This is a genomic window from Methylobacterium ajmalii (assembly GCF_036448855.1).
Taxonomy (GTDB): Bacteria; Pseudomonadota; Alphaproteobacteria; order Rhizobiales; family Beijerinckiaceae; genus Methylobacterium; species Methylobacterium ajmalii.
In genome coordinates this window covers 197,670-216,550 of record NZ_JAZFXT010000021.1, presented here as the reverse complement: position 1 = coordinate 216,550, position 18,881 = coordinate 197,670, and the positions used below count along the sequence as shown (strand labels likewise).

At 71.6% G+C, this 18,881-nt stretch carries 18 protein-coding genes; 13 read left to right on the top strand and 5 right to left on the bottom strand.

Annotation, left to right across the window (positions count from 1 at the left end; all coding sequences use genetic code 11):
• Positions 1-230 precede the first annotated feature (230 nt).
• The 5 genes from V3T34_RS08645 to V3T34_RS08625 form a co-directional block, all read right to left on the bottom strand.
• A complete protein-coding gene (locus V3T34_RS08645; protein ID WP_305076676.1) occupies positions 231-1,871 on the bottom strand; it encodes an ABC transporter ATP-binding protein in 1,641 nt (546 codons plus the stop codon).
• Complete coding sequence (locus V3T34_RS08640) at positions 1,868-2,809, bottom strand: ABC transporter permease (protein ID WP_236013034.1); 942 nt, start codon at positions 2,807-2,809, stop codon at positions 1,868-1,870. The genes V3T34_RS08645 and V3T34_RS08640 overlap by 4 nt, the downstream gene beginning before the upstream one ends.
• Positions 2,806-3,747 carry an ABC transporter permease gene (locus V3T34_RS08635; RefSeq protein ID WP_060850098.1) on the bottom strand — a complete coding sequence of 314 codons (942 nt, stop codon included), beginning with the start codon at positions 3,745-3,747 and terminating at the stop codon, positions 2,806-2,808. The genes V3T34_RS08640 and V3T34_RS08635 overlap by 4 nt, the downstream gene beginning before the upstream one ends.
• A 4-nt stretch (positions 3,748-3,751) precedes the next feature.
• Positions 3,752-5,326: an ABC transporter substrate-binding protein gene (locus V3T34_RS08630; RefSeq protein WP_305076675.1), complete on the bottom strand. Its 1,575-nt coding sequence runs from the start codon at positions 5,324-5,326 to the stop codon at positions 3,752-3,754.
• 318 nt (positions 5,327-5,644) lie between these two features.
• A complete protein-coding gene (locus V3T34_RS08625) occupies positions 5,645-6,547 on the bottom strand; it encodes a LysR substrate-binding domain-containing protein (RefSeq protein WP_305076674.1) in 903 nt (300 codons plus the stop codon).
• 569 nt (positions 6,548-7,116) lie between these two features.
• On the opposite strand from V3T34_RS08625, the gene V3T34_RS08620 reads away from it, so the two are divergent.
• From V3T34_RS08620 to V3T34_RS08560, 13 genes are all read left to right on the top strand, one after another.
• Positions 7,117-8,991: a methanol/ethanol family PQQ-dependent dehydrogenase gene (locus tag V3T34_RS08620; protein WP_091887427.1), complete on the top strand. Its 1,875-nt coding sequence runs from the start codon at positions 7,117-7,119 to the stop codon at positions 8,989-8,991.
• A 76-nt stretch (positions 8,992-9,067) separates the two neighbouring features.
• Positions 9,068-9,991 (top strand): methanol oxidation system protein MoxJ, encoded by a 924-nt coding sequence (gene moxJ, locus V3T34_RS08615; RefSeq protein ID WP_305076673.1) that lies wholly within the window; start codon positions 9,068-9,070, stop codon positions 9,989-9,991.
• A 68-nt stretch (positions 9,992-10,059) separates the two neighbouring features.
• Positions 10,060-10,656 (top strand): cytochrome c(L), periplasmic, encoded by a 597-nt coding sequence (moxG, locus tag V3T34_RS08610; protein ID WP_091887425.1) that lies wholly within the window; start codon positions 10,060-10,062, stop codon positions 10,654-10,656.
• Positions 10,657-10,767: 111 nt separating this feature from the next.
• Positions 10,768-11,052, top strand: a complete 285-nt coding sequence (locus V3T34_RS08605) for a methanol dehydrogenase [cytochrome c] subunit (RefSeq protein ID WP_060850103.1) — start codon at positions 10,768-10,770, stop codon at positions 11,050-11,052.
• A gap of 173 nt (positions 11,053-11,225) precedes the next feature.
• Positions 11,226-12,257 carry an AAA family ATPase gene (locus V3T34_RS08600; protein ID WP_305076672.1) on the top strand — a complete coding sequence of 344 codons (1,032 nt, stop codon included), beginning with the start codon at positions 11,226-11,228 and terminating at the stop codon, positions 12,255-12,257.
• Positions 12,254-13,096: a DUF58 domain-containing protein gene (locus tag V3T34_RS08595; protein WP_305076671.1), complete on the top strand. Its 843-nt coding sequence runs from the start codon at positions 12,254-12,256 to the stop codon at positions 13,094-13,096. The genes V3T34_RS08600 and V3T34_RS08595 overlap by 4 nt, the downstream gene beginning before the upstream one ends.
• 44 nt (positions 13,097-13,140) lie before the next feature.
• Positions 13,141-14,115: a nonribosomal peptide synthetase MxaA gene (locus V3T34_RS08590; RefSeq protein ID WP_305076670.1), complete on the top strand. Its 975-nt coding sequence runs from the start codon at positions 13,141-13,143 to the stop codon at positions 14,113-14,115.
• Positions 14,109-15,164 (top strand): vWA domain-containing protein, encoded by a 1,056-nt coding sequence (locus V3T34_RS08585; RefSeq protein ID WP_305076682.1) that lies wholly within the window; start codon positions 14,109-14,111, stop codon positions 15,162-15,164. Before V3T34_RS08590 ends, V3T34_RS08585 begins: the two co-directional genes overlap by 7 nt.
• A complete protein-coding gene (locus tag V3T34_RS08580) occupies positions 15,161-15,775 on the top strand; it encodes an MxaK protein (protein ID WP_305076669.1) in 615 nt (204 codons plus the stop codon). The genes V3T34_RS08585 and V3T34_RS08580 overlap by 4 nt, the downstream gene beginning before the upstream one ends.
• On the top strand, positions 15,772-16,782 hold the full coding sequence (locus V3T34_RS08575; protein ID WP_305076668.1) for a vWA domain-containing protein: 1,011 nt from the start codon (positions 15,772-15,774) through the stop codon (positions 16,780-16,782). Before V3T34_RS08580 ends, V3T34_RS08575 begins: the two co-directional genes overlap by 4 nt.
• A 2-nt stretch (positions 16,783-16,784) precedes the next feature.
• Complete coding sequence (locus V3T34_RS08570; RefSeq protein ID WP_305076667.1) at positions 16,785-17,342, top strand: SRPBCC family protein; 558 nt, start codon at positions 16,785-16,787, stop codon at positions 17,340-17,342.
• Positions 17,339-18,283: a Vgb family protein gene (locus V3T34_RS08565; RefSeq protein WP_091887416.1), complete on the top strand. Its 945-nt coding sequence runs from the start codon at positions 17,339-17,341 to the stop codon at positions 18,281-18,283. Before V3T34_RS08570 ends, V3T34_RS08565 begins: the two co-directional genes overlap by 4 nt.
• Positions 18,284-18,291: 8 nt before the next feature.
• A complete protein-coding gene (locus tag V3T34_RS08560) occupies positions 18,292-18,870 on the top strand; it encodes a hypothetical protein (protein ID WP_305076666.1) in 579 nt (192 codons plus the stop codon).
• Positions 18,871-18,881: the final 11 nt, after the last annotated feature.

Genomic DNA, 18,881 nt, shown 5'->3' with positions numbered 1-18,881 from the left:
GGTATCGAAAGATCGGGCGCGTTCCTTCTCCCTTATGGGAGAGGGGTCAGGGGATCGAAGATCCCGCGTGAGGGTGGCCCGGTTTCCGCGACGAAACGGCACCGTCGAGCTGCCGGTACGACGCTCGGCGTCTCGTACGGAAGCCTGTCACCCTCGTGCGATCTTCGATCGCCCCGACCCCTTTCCCACACGGAAGAGGGGATCCCGCGCCGCATCGTTACTTGCCGGTGTCAGGCGGACGCCGCTTCCGGAAGATGCTCCCCCCGCCCGAACTCCCGCCCCGGCGCCGCCTCGATCAGAGCACGGGTATAGGCAGCCGAGGGCCGGGCGAAGACCTCGGCGGTCGGGCCTTCCTCGACGATGCGGCCGCGCTGCATCACGATCAGCCGGTCGCAGATCTGGGCCGCCACCCGCAGGTCGTGGGTGATGAACAGGATCGCGAGGTCGAAACGGCGCTGCACGTCGTCGAGGAGGGCGAGCACCTGGCGCTGCACCGAGACGTCGAGCGCCGAGACCGCCTCGTCGGCGATCAGGATCTCGGGTTCTATGGCCAGCGCCCGGGCGAGCGCGATGCGCTGGCGCTGGCCGCCGGAGAACTGGTGCGGGTAGCGGGCGAGCGCCGACGGGTCGAGCCCGACGAGGCCCATCAGCTCCCGGGCCTTCGCGGTCGCGGCCTCCGGGCTGGTGCCGAAATTCACCGGCCCCTCGATGATCGAGGCCCCGACCGTGCGGCGCGGGTTGAGCGAGCGGAACGGATCCTGGAAGACCACCTGGATCTTCCGGCGCATCGGCCGCAGCCGGCGCTCGGGCAGGCGGGCGATGTCCCGGTCGCCGACCATGATCTGGCCCCGACTCGGGGCGATCAGCCGGGCGATGCAGCGCGCGACCGTCGACTTGCCCGAGCCCGACTCGCCGACGATGCCGACCGTCTCGCCGCGGCGGATGCGCAACGCCACGTCGGCGGCGGCGTGGACGACCCGCTCCGTCTTGAACAGGCCGCCGCTGCGATAGGTCTTCTCGAGGCCCGCGGTCTCCAGCGCCAGGGCGCCGGTGACCGGCGGGCGCCGGGCGGGCGTCATCGTCGGCACCGCGCCGATCAGCATCTTGGTGTAGGGGTGCTGGGGCCGCTCCAGCACCTGGGCGGCCGGCCCCTGCTCGACGACGCGGCCGCGCTGCATCACCACCACCCGGTCGGCGATCTCCGCCACCACGCCGAAATCGTGGGTGATGAACAGGACGCCGGTGCCGCGGCGCTCCTGCATCTCGCGGATCAGCTTGAGGATCTGGGCCTGGGTGGTGACGTCGAGCGCCGTCGTGGGCTCGTCGGCGATGAGCAGCGCCGGGTCGAGGATGAGGGCGGCGGCTATCATCACCCGCTGGCGCTGGCCGCCGGAGAGCTGGTGCGGGTAGGAGGCGTGCATCCGCTCGGGGTCGGGCAGGTGCATGGCGTCCAGCATCGCCAGCACCTTGGCCCGGCGCTCCTTCGCGCCGAGGTCGGTGTGGATGCGCAGGACCTCCTCGATCTGGTCGCCGACGGTGAGCACCGGGTTCAGCGCCGTCATCGGCTCCTGGAAGATCATCGCCATGCGGTCGCCGCGCAGGGCCCGCAGGCGCTGGGGGCTCGCCGTCAGCACGTCCTCACCGTTGAGCCGGATCGCGCCGGCGACGGGCTTCAGCACCTTGGCGAGGAGCCCCATCACCGAGAAGGCGGTGACCGACTTGCCGGACCCGGATTCGCCGACGACGCAGACGATCTCGCCGCGGGCCACCGTGAACGAGACCCCGTCGACGGCGCGCGACCGGTCGCCGCCGCCCGGCAGCGCGATGGCGAGGTTCTCGATCTCGAGAACGGGGGAGGGCGCAGCGCTCATCGGCCGGTCATCTTCGGATCGAGGGTGTCGCGCAGGCCGTCGCCCAGCATGTTCACGGCCAGCACCGTGAGACCGAGGACGATGCCCGGATACAGGATGTTGTGGGGGTAGACCCGGAACAGGTTGCGGCCCTCCGCCATGATGTTGCCCCAGCTCGGCGTCTCCGGCGGGATGCCGATGCCCAGGAAGGAGAGCACCGCCTCGACCAGGATCGCCGAGGCGGCGATGAAGGTGCCCTGCACGATCAGGGGCGCGACGGTGTTGGGCAGGATGTGGCGCGCCATCAGCAGCGGCAGGCGGGTTCCGGCCATGATCGCGGCCTCGACGTAGGGTTCCTCGCGCACCGAGAGCACGATCGAGCGCACCAGCCGCACCACCCGGGGGATCTCCGGCACTACGATCGCGGCGATGACCGCCGGGAGGCCGGCCCGGAAGAGCGACACCACCGCGATGGCGAGCAGGATGCCGGGGATCGCCATCAGCCCGTCCATCAGCCGCATGATCGGCCCGTCGAGGGGGCGGATGTAGCCGGCGACGAGCCCGAGCAGCAGGCCGACGGCGAGCGACAGGGCCGCCACCGAGACGGCGATGGCGAGGGAGACCCGGGCGCCGTAGAGCACCCGGCTGTAGACGTCGCGCCCCAGGCTGTCGGTGCCCATCCGGTGACGGAAGGTCGAGGTCGAGCCGTCCTCGGCCCGGATCGTGCGCTCGAAGCCCGGCGGGCGGTTGCGGGTCGCCGGGTTGATCGCGCCCGGGTCGAGGGTGCCGAGGAGCGGCGCGAAGGCGCCGATCAGCGCCATCAGGAGGAGGAAGCCGGCGCCGATCGCGACGACCGGGTTGCGCATCAGGCGCGCGGCGAGGGTGCGGCCGGGCGGCAGGGGCGCGGCCGCGACGGGCGCCAGGAGGGTCGGCTCGGCACTCACGGGCTCGGCACTCAATGGCGGATCCTCGGGTCGAACAGGCTGTAGGTGAGGTCGATAAGGAGATTGATGAGGACGTAGACGCCCGAGAACATCAGGATCAGCGCCTGGATCGTCGGATAGTCCCGGGCCAGCACCGCATCGACCGTGAGGCGGCCGAGGCCGGGAATGGCGAAGACGCTCTCGGTCACCACCACGCCGCCGATGAGGAGCGCGATGCCGATGCCGACCACCGTCACGATCGGCACCGCGGCGTTCTTGAGCGCGTGGCGAAAGAGGATCTTGCGCTCGACCTGGCCCTTGGCACGGGCGGTGCGGATGTAGTCCTCGTTCAGGACCTCCAGCACGCTCGCCCGGGTCATGCGGGCGATGAGCGCGATGTAGACCACCGACAGGGTCACGGCCGGCAGGACCAGCCGGTGCAGGTAGCCGCCGAGGCCCGCGGAGAGCGGCTGGTAGCCCTGGACCGGGAACCAGCCGAGCGTGATCGAGAAGACGTAGATCAGGAGGTAGCCGATCACGAAGACCGGCACCGAGAACCCGAGCACCGACATGCCCATCACGATCCGGTCGAGCCAGGATCCGTGCCGGTAGGCGGCCACGACCCCGAGCGGGATCGCGACGCAGACCGCGATCAGCATCGTGGCGGCGGCGAGCGACAGGGTCGGCTCGATCCGCCCGAGGATCAGCTCGCCGATGCTCTTCTTGAAGAAGAACGACTCGCCGAGATTGCCGTGGAGGAGGTTGCCGATCCAGATCGCGAACTGCGCCGGCAGCGACTGGTCGAGCCCGAGCTTCTGGCGCACCTGCGCGATCTGCTCGCTCGAGGCGTTGTCCCCGGCGATCACCGCCGCCGGGTCGCCGGGGGTGAGCCGCAGCATCAGGAACACCAGCACCGCGACGATCGCCAGAACCGGAATGGCGGCGAGCAATCGCCGCAGGACGTAGCCGGCCATCGCCCTACTTCTTCTTCTCGACGTTCCAGAACACCGGCACGGCGGCGGTCAGGATGCCGGTGACGTTCTTGCGCGCGGCGATCGGGATGTAGAACTGGCCGAGCGGGATATAGGGCACAACCTCGCGCCAGCGGGCCTGAACCGACTCGGCGATCGCCTTCTGCTTGCCCGGATCGACCTCGCGGGCGAAGTCGTCGCGGAGCTTCTCCATCTCGGAATCGCAGGGCCAGCCGAACGGGGCCTTGTCGCAGCTCATGTTCACGAAGCTCGACATCACCGGGTTCAGGATGTCGGCCGAGACCCAGGAGGTGTTCATCAGGTTCCAGCCGCCCTTGTCGGCCGGATCCTTGCGTACCCGGCGCGACACCACGGTCTGCCAGTCCGAGGACTGCATATCGACCTTGAAGCCGCCCTTCTCGAGGAGCTGCTTGGCCACCGGCCCGAGATTGGTCAGGGTCTGCAGGTCGGTCGAGTGCAGGAGGACGATCGGCGTACCGTCGTAGCCCGCCTCCTTCAGGAGCTGCTTCGACTTCGCGAAGTTCGACTCGAGCAGCCCGTCCATCCCCTTCTCGGTGGCGAGGGCTGAGCCGCAGACGAACAGCGCCTTGCAGGCCTTGTAGTAGTCGGGATCGCCCACCGCCGCCTGGAGGAAGTCGGTCTGGTTGAGGGCGTAGGTCAGCGCCTGGCGCACCTTCGGGTTGTCGAAGGGCTTGATCAGGTGGTTCGGCCGCATCGAGTATTGCAGGCCGAGCGGGTTGTAGTCGACGAGGGCGACGTTGGAATCGCCCTTGATCAGCGGGATCAGGTCGTAGGCCGGCTGCTCGATCACGTCGATCTCGCCGGCGAGCAGCGCGTTGACCGCCTGCTGCTGGTCGGAGATCGCCAGCCACTCGACCCGGTCGAGCTTGACCACCTTGCCGCCGGCGAGCCCGGAGGCCGGCTCGGGCCGCGGCTTGTAGTCCTTGAACTTGGTGTAGACGATCTTGTCGCCGGGCTTCCACTCGTCGGTCTTCATCACGAACGGGCCGGAGCCCGTGAAGTCCGAGATCTGCTGGTTCGGGTCGGTCTCGGCGACCCGCTTGGGCATCATGAAGGGCACGTTCGAGGACGGCTTGGCGAGGCCGAACAGCAGCAGCCCGGTCGGCGACTTCAGCTTGACGGTGAAGCGGTTGGCGTCGTCGGCGCTCATGCCCTCGACGAAGGTCATCAGCTTCTGGCCGAGGGAGTCGCGGGCGCTCCAGCGCTTGATCGAGGCGACGCAGTCCTCCGCCGTCACCGGCTTGCCGTCGTGCCACTTCAGCCCGTCGCGCAAGGTGAACGTGTAGGTGAGGTTGTCGGGCGAGACCGTGTAGGTGTCGACCATCTGCGGCTTGACCTCGCCCTTCGCGTCGAGGGCGAACAGCGTGTCGTAGATCATGTAGCCGTGGTTGCGGACGATGTAGGCGGTGGTCCAGATCGGATCGACGATCTTGACGTCCGAATGCATCACCGCCTTGAGCGTCTGCGCCGGCGCGCCGACGGGCGCGAGCAGGGCGGCACTTGCCGCGACCAGGCCGAGAACGGACCGACGAAACGCCATCAAGTTGTCTCCCTCACAATCGAGCCGCCGGTGCGGCGGTGAAACCATTGCGTCGGACCGCGTCCGTCGCGGCGCCGACCATGCAATCGACAGACCAGTTCGCGTGTGACCTGCGACGCTGATCGACGGCGCCGCAAATCTGTGCGCTCGACAAGTCTAGGAAAGCGGCGTCGAGACCACCGAAATAGTCACGCGACCTTGCCGCTGCGGATCGGGGCAGGATGCGGGAGCCCGTGCGGGCTGACTACGACGAAAGCGTGCGACCGGTGCGCCGTTTTTCGTTGCACGCCTGCCGCAGGGTGACGAACCGCGGTGCAGTCAGGCGCGCAGGCGCTTGAGGGCGGTCTCGAGGTCGCGGCGCAGGCGCTCGGCGGCGAAGCTCGGCTGGCGGTCGGCCGGGACGCAAAGGTCGAGGGAGGTCTCGACCGGCATCGCCTCGGGGAAGGGGACCGCCGCCATGGTGCCGGCGGCGAGCTCCTCGGCGACCGCCGCGCGGGGCAGCACCGCCAGGGCCCCGGCCTGCGCCACCAGGGTGCGCTGCAGGTCGAGGGAGGAGGCCTCGAAGGTCGGGACGATCCGGCATCCGGCCTCGGCCGCGACCCGGTCGAAGAAGGTGCGGGCGCCGAAATCCGGACCCGGCAGGACCCAGCGGTATCCCGCGAGTGCCGGGAGCGCCGCGCCGCCGGTCCGGGTCACCGGATGGTCGGGCGGCGCGACGATGAATTGCGGCAGCCAGATGCGCTGCACCACCGTGACCGCGTCGGAGGGCGGGGCGAAGAAGGTGAGGGCGAGGTCGCAGGAGGCGTCCTCGATCGCCCGCATCGCGTCCTTGGCGGTGCCGGTGCGCAACCGGGCGCGGACATGGGGGTGGCGGCTCGCGAAACCGGAGAGCACCGGCACCAGGATCGCCGAGGCGATGCCCTCGGCGGCGTGGACGCCGACGACGCCGCTGCGCAGGCCCTTCAGGTCGTCGATCAGGCGCACGACGTGGTCGAGCTCGTTGATCGTGCGGTCGAGCTTGGCGGCGAGCAGCTCCCCGGCGGCGGTGAGCCGGATGCCGAGCGGACCGCGCTCGAGCAGCGGCGCGTCCATGTAATACTCGAGCTGCGAGATGTGCCGCGCCAGCACGTTGGGGTGGATGTCGAGCTGGCTGGCGGCGTCGCGCAGCGAGCTGCACCGGGTGACGACGGCGAAGTAGTGGAGAGCCACGATCTTCGCCATGCCGATGTCACCGTGCTGCTTTGGCCGTGGCGCCGCGGTCCGGCGCGGGGCGCCTCTGAGGAGTCCCGCACGCGCGGGCGCGCAAGGGCCGGGCGGTGCCAAGAAAGGCCATTGCTGTCAATAGGCTACAAGTTTGCCGAGGCGGGACGAATCGAGTTTCCGACCTTGCTGCGGCGCGGCATCGGTTCCGCGGCATTGCAAGATCGATCGGTCCCACGCCGGGATCCGCCACGATTCCAATCGCTTGTGAAGCCGCTAAGACGCCCCTTCCCCGCGTCCGGCCTCGGGCCGGCGAGGTATTGTTCGAGATAATAGCCCAGATGCATTGCCGCTTGTTCCCGATCTATAGATCGACTCTGCGGAAGACATCGGAATGACTCGATGCTAGGGTGACTTCGGTGAGCAAATGTAATAAGTTATTCATAAGGGATCTTGATGAGAGAAATCTATGATCGAGCCGCAGGCTCGGCCATTCTCTCTCGGGCCCGGCATTTCTCATCATGCGAACACGCTCCGACGTGCGGCCCGCCGGCCGCGTGAACGTGAGACGCCGATTGGAGACGCTGAACATGGGCAAGTTTGTGAACTCCGTTTCCGTGGCAGCCCTGATGGCGCTGGCGCCGCTCGCGCTGCCGCATGCCGCGCTCGCCAACGACAAGCTCGTCGACTTGTCGAAGAGCGACGACAACTGGGTGATGCCGGGCAAGAACTACGACTCGGACAACTACAGTGGCCTGACCCAGATCAACGACAAGAACGTCAAGAACCTGAAGGTGTCCTGGCAGTTCTCGACCGGTCTGCTCAACGGCCACGAGGGTGCGCCGCTGGTCGTGGATAACAAGATGTACGTCCACACCTCGTTCCCGAACAACACCTTTGCGCTCGGCCTCGACGATCCGGGCAAGATCCTGTGGCAGGACAAGCCGAAGCAGAACCCGGCCGCGCGCTCGGTGGCCTGCTGCGATCTCGTCAACCGCGGCCTCGCCTACTGGCCGGGCGACGGCAAGACCCCGGCCCTGATCCTCAAGACCCTGCTCGACGGCCACGTCGCGGCGCTCAACGCCGAGACCGGCGAGACGGTGTGGAAGATCGAGAATTCCGACATCAAGGTCGGCTCGACGCTGACCATTGCCCCCTACGTGGTGAAGGACAAGGTGATCATCGGCTCGTCGGGCGCCGAGCTCGGCGTGCGCGGCTACCTCACCGCCTACGACGTCAAGACCGGCGAGCAGAAGTGGCGCGCCTACGCGACCGGCCCGGATTCCGACCTGCTGCTCGCCAAGGACTTCAACATCCAGAACGCCCATTACGGCCAGAAGGGCCTCGGCACCTCGACCTGGGAGGGCGATTCCTGGAAGATCGGCGGCGGCACCAACTGGGGCTGGTACGCCTACGATCCCGGCACCAACCTGATCTACTTCGGCACCGGCAACCCGGCGCCGTGGAACGAGACGATGCGGCCGGGCGACAACAAGTGGACGATGACGATCTTCGGCCGCGACGCCGACACGGGTGAGGCGAAGTTCGGCTACCAGAAGACGCCGCACGACGAGTGGGACTATGCCGGCGTCAACGTGATGATGTTGTCGACCCAGAAGGACCTCGCCGGCAAGGAGCGCAAGCTCCTGACCCACCCGGACCGCAACGGCATCGTCTACACGCTCGACCGGACCAACGGCGATCTCGTCTCGGCGCACAAGATCGACGACACCGTCAACGTCTTCAAGACCGTCGACCTGAAGTCCGGCCTGCCGGTGCGCGACCCCGAATACGGCACCCGGATGGACCACCTCGCCAAGGACATCTGTCCCTCGGCGATGGGCTACCACAACCAGGGCCACGATTCGTACGATCCGAACCGCAAGCTCTTCTTCATGGGCATCAACCACATCTGCATGGATTGGGAGCCCTTCATGCTGCCCTACCGGGCCGGCCAGTTCTTCGTCGGCGCGACGCTGAACATGTATCCGGGCCCGAAGGGCGACCGCCAGAACGCCGAGGGGCTGGGCCAGATCAAGGCCTACGACGCCATCACGGGCAAGTTCAAGTGGGAGAAGATGGAGCGCTTCGCGGTCTGGGGCGGCACCATGGCGACGGCCGGCAACCTGGTCTTCTACGGAACCCTCGACGGCTACATCAAGGCGCGCAACTCCGACACGGGTGAGCTGCTCTGGAAGTCGAAGCTGCCGTCCGGCGCGATCGGCTACCCGATCACCTACACCCACAAGGGCACGCAATACGTCGCGATCTACTACGGTGTCGGCGGCTGGCCGGGCGTCGGCCTGGTCTTCGACCTGCAGGACCCGACCGCCGGCCTCGGTGCCGTCGGCGCCTTCAAGAAGCTCGCCAACTACACCCAGATGGGCGGCGGCGTGACGGTGTTCTCCCTCGACGGCAAGGGCCCGTACGACGACCCGAACGTCGGCGAGTACTCGGCGAACTGATCCGCCGATCCAGCGCTCCTCCCCGCCCACGGGGAGGAGCGTCCCGCTGCCTCACCTCGTGACGACGGATCCGATCATGTTGAGATCGTTCGGACGATCCCGCCTGCGCCTGGCGGGCCTGACGGCCCTCGCCGCCGCGCTGACCGCCCCGGCCTTCGCCCAGACCCAGCCCGCTCCGCCCGCCCAGATCCGGCAAACGGCCCCCGGCGAGGCCGCGGCCGCCGCCCAGGGCCGCCCCGACGAGGGCGTGCTGCGGGTCTGCGCCTCCGCCGCCCAGCCGCCGCTGTCGCTCAAGGACGGCAGCGGGCTCGAGAACCGCATCGCCGGCGCGGTCGCTGAGGCGATGGGGCGCAAGGTCCAGTTCGTCTGGTCCGACAAGCCGGCGATCTACCTGGTGCGCGACTTCCTCGACAAGAAGCTCTGCGACGTCGTCGCCGGGCTCGATACCGGCGACCCGCGGGTGCTGACGACGAAGCCCTATTACCGCAGCGGCTACGTCTTCGTGACCCGGGCCCAGGACGGGCTCGACGTGACCTCGTGGTCCGATCCGCGCCTCAAGCAGGTCGGCCACGTCGCGGTGCCGTTCGGCTCGCCGAGCGAGGTGATGCTGAAGAACATCGGCCGCTACGAGGAGGACATGGCCTACCTCTACTCGCTGGTGAACTTCCGCTCGCCGCGCAACCAGTACACCCAGATCGATCCGGCCCGCCTCGTCGGCGAGGTCGCGAGCGGCAAGGCCGACGTCGCGGTGCCCTTCGGTCCCGACGTCGCCCGCTTCGTCAAGGCCTCGAGCGTGCCGCTGCGCATGACGCTCGTCGCCGACGACGCCGCCCGCGGCGACGGCCAGAAGGTCGCGATGCGGTTCGACCAGTCGATGGGCGTGCGCCGCGACGACGCGGCGCTGCTCGCCGCCCTCGACCAGGCCCTCGTCAAGGCCCGCCCGGCGATCGACGCGATCCTGAAGGACGAGGGCGTGCCGACGGTGCCGACCGGGTCCTGATCCCCCGCTTCATCCCTCGTCCTGCGGGCCGCCGGAGGTGGCCCCTTCCCTCAACAGAGCGTCACTTCATGATCCAGCGTAGGACCGCCCTCGGCGCCAGCTTCGGGCTCGTCATCGTCATCGCCGGCCTCGGCGCCCTGCCGCGGCCCACCACGGCCCAGAGCAGCGCCGTCGACCTGCGCAACGTCGTCACCGGCGAGAAGCTCGACTTCAGCGACGTGCTGCCGGAGGGCAAGGACACGCCGGGGGTGAAGCAGTTCCTCGCCACCGGCCACAATCCCTACATCACCGATGCGAGCTGCCTGAAGAAGGGCGAGCAGACCTTCCTGGCCGCCTGCTCGGGCTGCCACGGCCATATCGGCGAGGGCAAGATCGGCCCCGGCCTCGCCGACAATTACTGGACCTACCCCCAGAACACGACCGATGCCGGCCTGTTCTCGACGGTGTTCGGCGGTGCCAACGGCCAGATGGGCCCGCACAACGAGAGCCTGACCCTCGACGACATGCTCCAGGTCACCGCCTGGGTCCGCCATCTCTACAGCGGCCCGGTGGCCGATGCCGAGTGGCTGAACGACGAGCAGAAGAAGGCCTACAAGCCCTACAAGCTCGGCGAGACCTTCCCCGACAACCCGCCCGGGATGTGCGCCAAGACCGGCAAGTCCTGACGGCGACCGATCCCGGGTCGCCGCACGACCCGGGCCGACGGGGCCGGAGCCGGTCTTCGCTCCGTCTCCCGACCCGCACACCCCCAACGATAACCCGACAGGAGGAACACCATGCGCCTGACCCTCGCCGTCATCGCCCTCGTCGCCGGCTCGGCCCTGCCGGCGCTCGCCTATGACGGCACCAAGTGCAAGGCCCCCGGCAATTGCTGGGAGCCCAAGCCCGGCTTCCCCGAGAAGGTCGCGGGGACGAAGTACGATCCCAAGCACGATCCCAAGGAACTGAACAAGCAGGCCGATTCCATCAAGGCGATGGAAGAGCGCAACAAGAAGCGCGTCGAGGCCTTCAAGAAGACCGGAAAGTTCGAATACGACGTCAACAAGATCGCGGCCCAGTAGGTCCCGAAAGCATTTTCCGACGACGTCGATGCCGGTTCGCCGCGGACAATGCGGCGAGATCGAAGATCCGGGCATCGTCCGATTGCAGCGCGATCGGACGATGCCCTCGGCGCGGCGCTGTTCGCGCCGCGCCCCCGCTTCCTCTGCGACCGATTCCGGAGTCCGCGATCCGCATGAACCAGATCAGGCCGGCCGACGCGGCCCTGACCGACTGGCGCCAGGCCGCCCTGCGCTTCGAGGCGGAGATCGCCAAGGCGGTGGTCGGCCAGGAGCGGGCCATCCGCCTCGTCACCATCGCGATCTTCGCCCGCGGGCACGTCCTGCTGGAGGGCGATGTCGGCGTCGGCAAGACCACCCTGCTGCGGGCGGTGGCAAGAGCACTCGGCGGCGCCTACGAGCGGGTCGAGGGCACCGTCGACATGATGCCCGCGGACCTGATCTATCACACCTACCTTGCCGAGGACGGCCGCCCGCGGATCGAGCCCGGCCCGGTGCTGCGCCGGTCGCAGGACCTCTCGGTGTTCTTCTTCAACGAGATCAACCGGGCGCGGCCGCAGGTCCATTCCCTTCTCCTGCGCCTGATGGCCGAGCGCAGCGTCCAGGCCTTCGACCGCGAGTACCGGTTCCCCCATCTCCAGGTCTTCGCCGACCGCAACCGGGTCGAGCGCGAGGAGACCTTCGAGCTGCCGGCGGCGGCCCGCGACCGGTTCCTGATGGAGATCGGCATGGAGGCGCCGACCGATCCGGATCTGCGCCGGCGCCTCGCCTTCGACCCGCGGTTCCACGACACCGACACGCTGGTGGCCGAGGTCGCCCCGGACGTGATCGACCAGGGGGCGGTCTCCGGCATCGCGGCGGCGCTCCAGCACGGCATCCACGCGAGCCCGGCCCTTGAGGAGTACGTCGTCCGGCTGTGGTCGGCGGTGCGCGAGCCGGCCAAGTCCGGCATCGTCCTGCCGGATGTCGCCATGGACTCCCTCGTGCAGGGCGGTGCCAGCCCGCGCGGCATCGCCTTCCTGATCCGCGCCGCCCGGGTCCGGGCCTGGCTCGAGGGCCGCGACGTGCTGCTGCCCGAGGATCTGCGCGCGGTGTTCCACGAGACGATGGCGCACCGGATCTTCCTCGAGCCGGTCTACGAGATGCGCCGGGAGCGGATCCTGCCCGAGTTCTGCCGCGCGGTGCTCGCCACGGTGCCGGCCCCGTGAGCCCCGACATCGTCTACCGCCTGCGCGGGCCCGCCGCCGGGCCGGGGCCGGGCGCGCACCGCGCCCGCGACACCGGCGGGCTCGGAACCTTCCGCGACCAGGTGCCGTTCTGGCGCCACCCGGATGCGCGCCGCATCGACCTGCGGGCGACCCTGCGCGACCCGTTCGAGGGCACGGTGGTGCGTCGCTTCGAGCAGAGCCGCGCCCTGGAGGTCTGGGCCCTGGTCGACGTCTCGGCCTCGATGCGGTTCCGCGGCGAGGGCGAGGCCTGGGCGCTGGTGACCGAGCTGTGCACCGCGCTCGCCCGCTCCGCCACCCGGATCGGCGACGCCTTCGGGCTGGTGGCCTGCGGCGCGCGGGCCGAGACCCTCGTCCCGGCCTCCCGCCGCCGCGGCACCGCCGAGGCGGTGGCCGATGCCCTCGCCGCCGTGGTGCCGGGCGGGGCGAGCGCCGCCGGGCTGGCGCAGGCCGCCGCCGGGCTCTCCGGGCGGCGCAAGCTCGTGGTGGCGATCTCGGATTTCCGCGTGCCCGCATCCGTGCTGGCAGGCCTGTTCGAGGCGCTGCAGGGCCACGACGTGGTGCCGGTGGCGATCGAGGACGGCGCCCTCGACGCGGGCCTGCCGGCCTTCGGGCTGATCGAGCTCGAGGACCTGGAGGGCGGCGGGCGTCGCCGGGTGCTGATGCGCCCGTCCCTGCGTGCGCGCTGGCTCGCCCGCGAGGCGGAGCGCCGCGAGGCCTTGCGCCGTCTCGCCCTGCGGCACGGCCGGCCGCCCTACCGCCTCGCCGGCCGCTTCGACGGCGACGACTTTTCCCGCCACCTCCTCGGGACCGCCGCATGACGGCTCGTGCGATGAGGGCGCGTGCGACCATGCCGCCGGATCGGATGCCATCGCCGGCACGGATCGCCAGGGCCGGTATCCTGGCCGCCTCGGTGCTGTTGCTCCCGGCCTTGCCCGCCGCCGCCCAGATCGGCGCCGTGACGGTGCGCAGCCCGCGGCCGTTCGGGCTGTTTCTCGGCGACCGCTTCGACGCCACGGTCGAGATCGAGGCCGCGGACGGGTTCGCCCCCCAGGCGGCCTCGCTGCCGAAGCCCGGGCCGCTGACCTACTGGCTCGATCTCGGGTCGGTCGCGGTGGCCCCCGGGCCGCTGCGGGACGGCAACCGGCTGTGGCGGCTCTCGCTCACCTACCAGACCTTCTACGCCGCCCTCGACGTGCGCCGCCTCGACATCCCAGCCTTCACCGTGACCTTCGCCAGCGAGGCCGCGCGCTCGACGACGAGCGCGGTCGCGGAGGTTCCGAGCTGGCCGATCCTGGTCTCGCCCCTGCGCGAGGTCCAGCCGCCGCCCGTTGCCGATCCCACCGAGTACATGCGGCCCGAGAGCCCGGTGCCGCGGCGCGATCCCGGGCCGGCCCGGGCCCTCGCCTGGGCCTTCGCGGCCCTCGGCCTCGCCGGCCTCGCGCTCCTCGCCCGCGACCGGGCCTGGTGGCCGCTCCATCGCCGCCCGGCCCGGGCCTTCGCGGCCGCCGCCCGGCAGGTGCGCCGCCTCTCCGCCCGGTCCGCCGACGAGGCGGCCTATCGCGAGGCGCTCCTGGCGCTCCATCGCGGCCTCGACCGCACCGACGGGCGGCGGGTGATGGGCGAGGATCTGCCCGCCTTCCTCGCCCGGCATCCGGCCTACGGTGCGCTGGCGCAGCCGCTCGACCGGTTCTTCGCGGCTTCCCGCGCCGCCTTCTTCGGCCGCGATCCCGCGGCGGCGCGGCGCCACTGGCCGTTCCCGGACCTCGTCGCCACCGCGCGCCGGCTCGCCGCCGCGGAGCGGGCGGGGGCGCCGGGCAGGGCGGAGGCCGCATCGTGAACCTGCTCGCCCGATTCGGCGTGACGGCACCGGGCTGGCTCTGGCTGCTGCCGCTCGCCCTGCTGCCGCTCGTCGCCACGGCGCAGCGGCGCGTGCCGGTGCCCTCGCTCGCCATGGTGCCGGCGGACGGGCTGTCGCGCCTCGTCGACGCGGTGCTGACGCTCGCCGGAATGGCGGCGATCGGTCTCCTGGTCCTCGCGCTCGCCGGGCCGCGGCTCGCCGGCGAGAGCGTCGCGCGGACCGGGGAGGGGGCACAGGTCTCGCTGCTGATCGACCGCAGCGGCAGCATGAACGAGACCTTCGCCGGGCGGCAGCCCTCGGGGGCCGAGGAATCGAAGGCCGCCGCCTCCCGGCGGATCCTCGAGGCCTTCGTCGGGCGCCGCGCCCACGACCTCGTCGCGGTCTCGGCCTTCTCGACCTCGCCGATGGCGGTGCTGCCGATGACCGACCGGCACGAGGCGGTGCGGGCGGCGATCCGGGCGATCGACCGGCCCGGCCTGGAGGCGACTAACGTCGCCCGCGGCCTCGGCCTGGCGCTGTCGCAGTTCGGTCCGGGCGCGTCGCAGGCCTCCCGCGTGCTGCTCCTCGTCTCGGACGGCGCCGCGGTCATCGACCGGCGGGTGCAGCCGCTCCTGCGCGAGGAATTCACGAAGATCCACCCGACCCTGTACTGGCTGTTCCTGCGCACCGCCGGCTCCCCCGGCCTCGGCGACAGGCCGGCGGGGGAAGACTCGCCGCAGGCCGCGCCCGAGCGCCACCTCGACCTGTTCTTCAAGAGCCTCGGCGTGCCCTACCGCGCCTTCGAGGCCGAGAACGCGCAGGCCGTGGACGAGGCGATCCGCGAGATCGACCGGCTCGAGCGCAAGCCGATCGCCTTCGTCGAGCGGCGCCCGCAGCGCGACCTCTCGGGGCTCGCCTACGGCCTCGCCGCCCTGGCGCTCGGGCTCCTCGTCGCCGGCAAGCTCGCCGAGACCGACCTCGCCGGCTGGCGCCCCGCCTCCCGCGAGGCAGCGCCCGGCCCGTCCCAGACCACCCGGCGCGCCGCATGAGGACCAGGATCACGCCCGTCGCGGCTCACTCCATCGCTGCCCTCTGGCGCCGGGCCCGCGGGCCCGTCCGCTCGGGCCTCCTCGTCACGCTACCGCTCATCGCCGCCGCCGGGGCGATCGTCTGCGCGGGCCTCGCCTGGCGCGATGCGCGCGCCAACCGGGCCATCGCGGCGCTCGAGGCCGGCACCGACCGGGCGGTGGGCGCGGAGGCGCCGCCCGAGCTGCTCCTCGCCCGCATCCGCTTCCTCGCCGCCCGGGAGCGGTTCGAGGAGGCCGAGCCGCTCCTTGCCGCCCTCGATCGCACCGGCTCGGCGGACCTGCGCGGACGCGCCCAGGTCTCGCTCGCCAATGCGCGGCTGCGGCAGGCCTTCGCCAAGCTGGAGGCGGGACAGCTCGATCCCGCCGCCCCCCTGGTCGGCCTCGCCCGCCAGGCCTATCGCCGGGCGCTCGCCCTGCGGCCGGAGGCCTGGGACGCCAAGTTCAACCTCGACGTCGCCTCGCGCCTAGTGCGCGACCTCCCCGAGCGGGGCCGAGAGCGGGGCGAGGAGATGCCGGCCGACCCGAAGAAAATCTGGACCGACATCCCGGGCCAGCCGCGGGGGCTGCCGTGACCGTCCCGAAGCCTCTGCCGGGTGCCGTCGCGCGCCTCCTCGGCGAGCCCCGCGGACGGCTGCTCGCCTGCGCCCTCGGCCTCACCCTCCTCACCGCGGTGGCGCCGCGCCTGCCGGTGACCGGCCGGCGGGTCGAGGCGGTGGTGGTGGTCGACATCACCGGCAGCATGAACACCCGCGACGAAACCCTCGCGGGCAAACCGGCGAGCCGGCTCGACAAGGCCAAGGCTGCCTTGCGGGCGCTCGCCGCGGACCTGCCCTGCGGCTCGCGGCTCGGCCTCGGGCTGTTCGCCGAGCGCCGTACCTTCCTGCTGTTTGAGCCGATCGACACCTGCACCGACTTCGCCGCCCTCGACGGGGCGATCGCCGGCCTCGACTGGCGCATGGGCTGGGAGGGCGACAGCCGGATCGCCGCCGGCCTGTTTCGCGCCGTCGCCCTCGCGGGCGAGCTCGGCAGCGATCTCGTCTTCGTCACCGACGGCCACGAGGCGCCGCCCCTGCCGGCCCGGGGCGGGCCCGCCTTCGAGGGCAAGCCCGGCGCGGTGCGCGGGCTGATCGTCGGGGCGGGCGGCCACGTCCCGTCGCCCATCCCCCGCTACGACGACCGCGGTCGGGAGATCGGGTTCTACGGGCCCGAGGACGTGCCGCACGAGAACCGCTTCGGCCCGCCGCCCCCGGGCGCCGAGACGCGCGAGGGCTACAACCCGCGCAACGCCCCCTTCGGCGGCGTCGCGACGCCCGGCACCGAGCATCTCTCGACCGTGCGCGAGACCTACCTGCGCGGCCTCGCCGCCGAGACCGGCCTCTCCTACGCGCCCCTCGACGACCCGGCGGGGCTGGCCGCGGCGCTCACCGCGGCGGCGACGCCCCGGCCGCGGCCGGTCCTGCTCGACCCGCGTCCGGTGCTCGGCGCCGGGGCGCTCGCCCTCCTGTCCGTCCTGTTCGGCTTCCTGCCGTGGCGCACGCGCCTGGCCGGGGCCGTCTCCCGCCTTCGTCACGGAGCGTGATCATGCGTCGTTTCCCCATTCGCCCGCCCCGCCGCGCCGCCCTCGTCGTGCTGACGATCGGCGCCGGCCTGTCCGCGGCGCTGGCCCACGGGCCGACCCCGCAGAAGATCGAGGCCGACGTCGCCATCGCGGCGCCGCCCGACGCGGTCTGGGCCATCGCCGGCAAGTTCGGGGCCGAGGCCGACTGGAACCCGCTCGTCGCGAGCGGCAGGAGCACCGGCGACGGTACGAAGAACGGCGACACCCGGACCCTGACGCTGAAGAACGGCGGGACCCTGCACGAGAGCCTCGACGAGTATGACGCCGCCCAGCGCAGCTACTCCTACCGCCTCGACGATCCAGACCTGAAGGCCCTGCCGGTGTCGTCCTACTCCGCCACCCTCACGGTGACGCCGGACGGGACGGGCAGCAAGGTGGCGTGGTTCGGCCGGTTCTACCGCGGCGACACCGGCAACGAGCCGCCGGAGGAGCTGAGCGACGCGGCCGGCCGGGCGGCGATGAAGGCGTATCTCGAGACCGGCCTCGCCGGCCTGAAGGCGAAGGTGGAGAGCAGGCGGTGAGGCGGGCCCGCCTCCTCGCCGTCCTGGCCTTCGCCCATCTGGCCTGCGCACACGGCGCCCTGGCGGGCGAGATCTACGTCGCCGGCCAGGAGGCCGGTGTGGTGTCGCGGGTCGATCCCGCGACGAACCGGGTCGTCGCCACGATCCCGGTCGGGCCCGGGCCCGCCGGGCTCGCGACCGGGCCGGGGGGACGGGTCTACGTCACCCACCCGGACCACCGGGCGATCACGGTGATCGACGGGCCCGCGGGCCGCGTCGTCGCCCGCCTCGACCACCCGGGCTCGCCCTTCGGCATCGCGGCGGCGCCGGACGGGTCGGCGCTCTATGTCGGCGACTGGCGCCGGGGCGAGGTGGTGCGGCGCGACCCCCGCACCGGCGCGGCCACGGGGCCGGCGGTGCCGGTCGCCGATCCCGCCGGCCTCGTCCTCGACCGGTCGGGTGGACGGCTCTACGTCGCCGACCGCGAGCACCGGCGGGTCGTCGCGATCGATACCGCCGCCATGCGGATCGCCGGCACGGTGCCGGCGGGCGAGGGGCCCTTCGCCCTGGCGCTGAGCCCGGACGGCGCGCGGCTCTACGTCGCCAACGTGCGCAGCGGCGACCTCACGGTGATCGCGACCGGGACGCTGACGGCGCTCGCCACCGTGCCGGTCGGGGCGATGCCCTACGGCGTCGCCGCGACGGCCGACGGCCGCCTCGTGGTGGTGAGCCGCCAGCATGCCGGCGCCGTCGCGGTGATCGCGGCGGACGGACTCTCGACCCTCGGCGATGTTCCGGTCGGGCGCTATCCCGAGGGCGTGCTGGCGCTGGAGGACGGCCGCGTCGCCGTCGCCAACTGGTTCTCGGGCGACCTGTCCTTCGTCGATCCGCAGGCGCGCCGGGAGCTCGCGCGGCTGCCCCTGGCCGACGGTCCCCGCGGCCTCGCGGCCTCGCTCCGGTGAGGTGGGCCGTGGCGACCCTTCCGCGTGCGGCGCTCCCGATCCTCCTCGTGCTCGCCGGCTGCGGCGACGAGCCGGCCCGCGAGGAGGCTTCCCCGGTCGTCGCCCGCCGCGACACGGCCGCCCGCTCCGACTGGCTCGGCGCCGACGACCGCACCGATCCGGCGCTGTGGCTCGCCGCCCGTGCCGCGGGCCGTCCGGTGCCGGGCGCCGACGCCACGGTGGTTGCCCTCCGGGCGGCCCTGGCCCTCGCCCGCCCGCACTTCGTCGAGGACGAGCGGATGATCGCCAACCGCACGGCGCAGGTCGCCCGCATGGTCGCGAGCGTGCCGGACCCGGAGACCCTGGTCTCGGGCCTCACCGCGGTGGTGGCCCCGACCGGTCGCCGGCAACTCTACGGCGCCCTGTGCCAGCAATACGTCAACCTGCGCACCGCCGGCGCCGAGCACCGCACCGCCCTCGACCGGCTTCGCGAGAGCTACGGGGCCCAGGACGGGCCCGATCCCGGCGAGCGGAGCACCGCCGGCGCCGAAGACGCTCGCCTCGAAAACTCTCGCCCCGAAGACCCTCGCTCCCCGTCGCCCCGATGACCCGCCCCTTT

Coding starts and splice junctions, on each gene's coding strand:
- V3T34_RS08645 (WP_305076676.1), bottom strand. CDS start 1,871: ATGAGCGCTGCGCCCTCCCCCGTTCTCGAGATCGAGAACCTCGCCATC.
- V3T34_RS08620 (WP_091887427.1), top strand. CDS start 7,117: ATGGGCAAGTTTGTGAACTCCGTTTCCGTGGCAGCCCTGATGGCGCTG.
- V3T34_RS08570 (WP_305076667.1), top strand. CDS start 16,785: ATGCGTCGTTTCCCCATTCGCCCGCCCCGCCGCGCCGCCCTCGTCGTG.
- V3T34_RS08635 (WP_060850098.1), bottom strand. CDS start 3,747: ATGGCCGGCTACGTCCTGCGGCGATTGCTCGCCGCCATTCCGGTTCTG.
- V3T34_RS08605 (WP_060850103.1), top strand. CDS start 10,768: ATGCGCCTGACCCTCGCCGTCATCGCCCTCGTCGCCGGCTCGGCCCTG.
- V3T34_RS08600 (WP_305076672.1), top strand. CDS start 11,226: ATGAACCAGATCAGGCCGGCCGACGCGGCCCTGACCGACTGGCGCCAG.
- V3T34_RS08590 (WP_305076670.1), top strand. CDS start 13,141: ATGCCATCGCCGGCACGGATCGCCAGGGCCGGTATCCTGGCCGCCTCG.
- V3T34_RS08630 (WP_305076675.1), bottom strand. CDS start 5,326: ATGGCGTTTCGTCGGTCCGTTCTCGGCCTGGTCGCGGCAAGTGCCGCC.
- moxJ (WP_305076673.1), top strand. CDS start 9,068: ATGTTGAGATCGTTCGGACGATCCCGCCTGCGCCTGGCGGGCCTGACG.
- V3T34_RS08580 (WP_305076669.1), top strand. CDS start 15,161: ATGAGGACCAGGATCACGCCCGTCGCGGCTCACTCCATCGCTGCCCTC.
- V3T34_RS08625 (WP_305076674.1), bottom strand. CDS start 6,547: ATGGCGAAGATCGTGGCTCTCCACTACTTCGCCGTCGTCACCCGGTGC.
- moxG (WP_091887425.1), top strand. CDS start 10,060: ATGATCCAGCGTAGGACCGCCCTCGGCGCCAGCTTCGGGCTCGTCATC.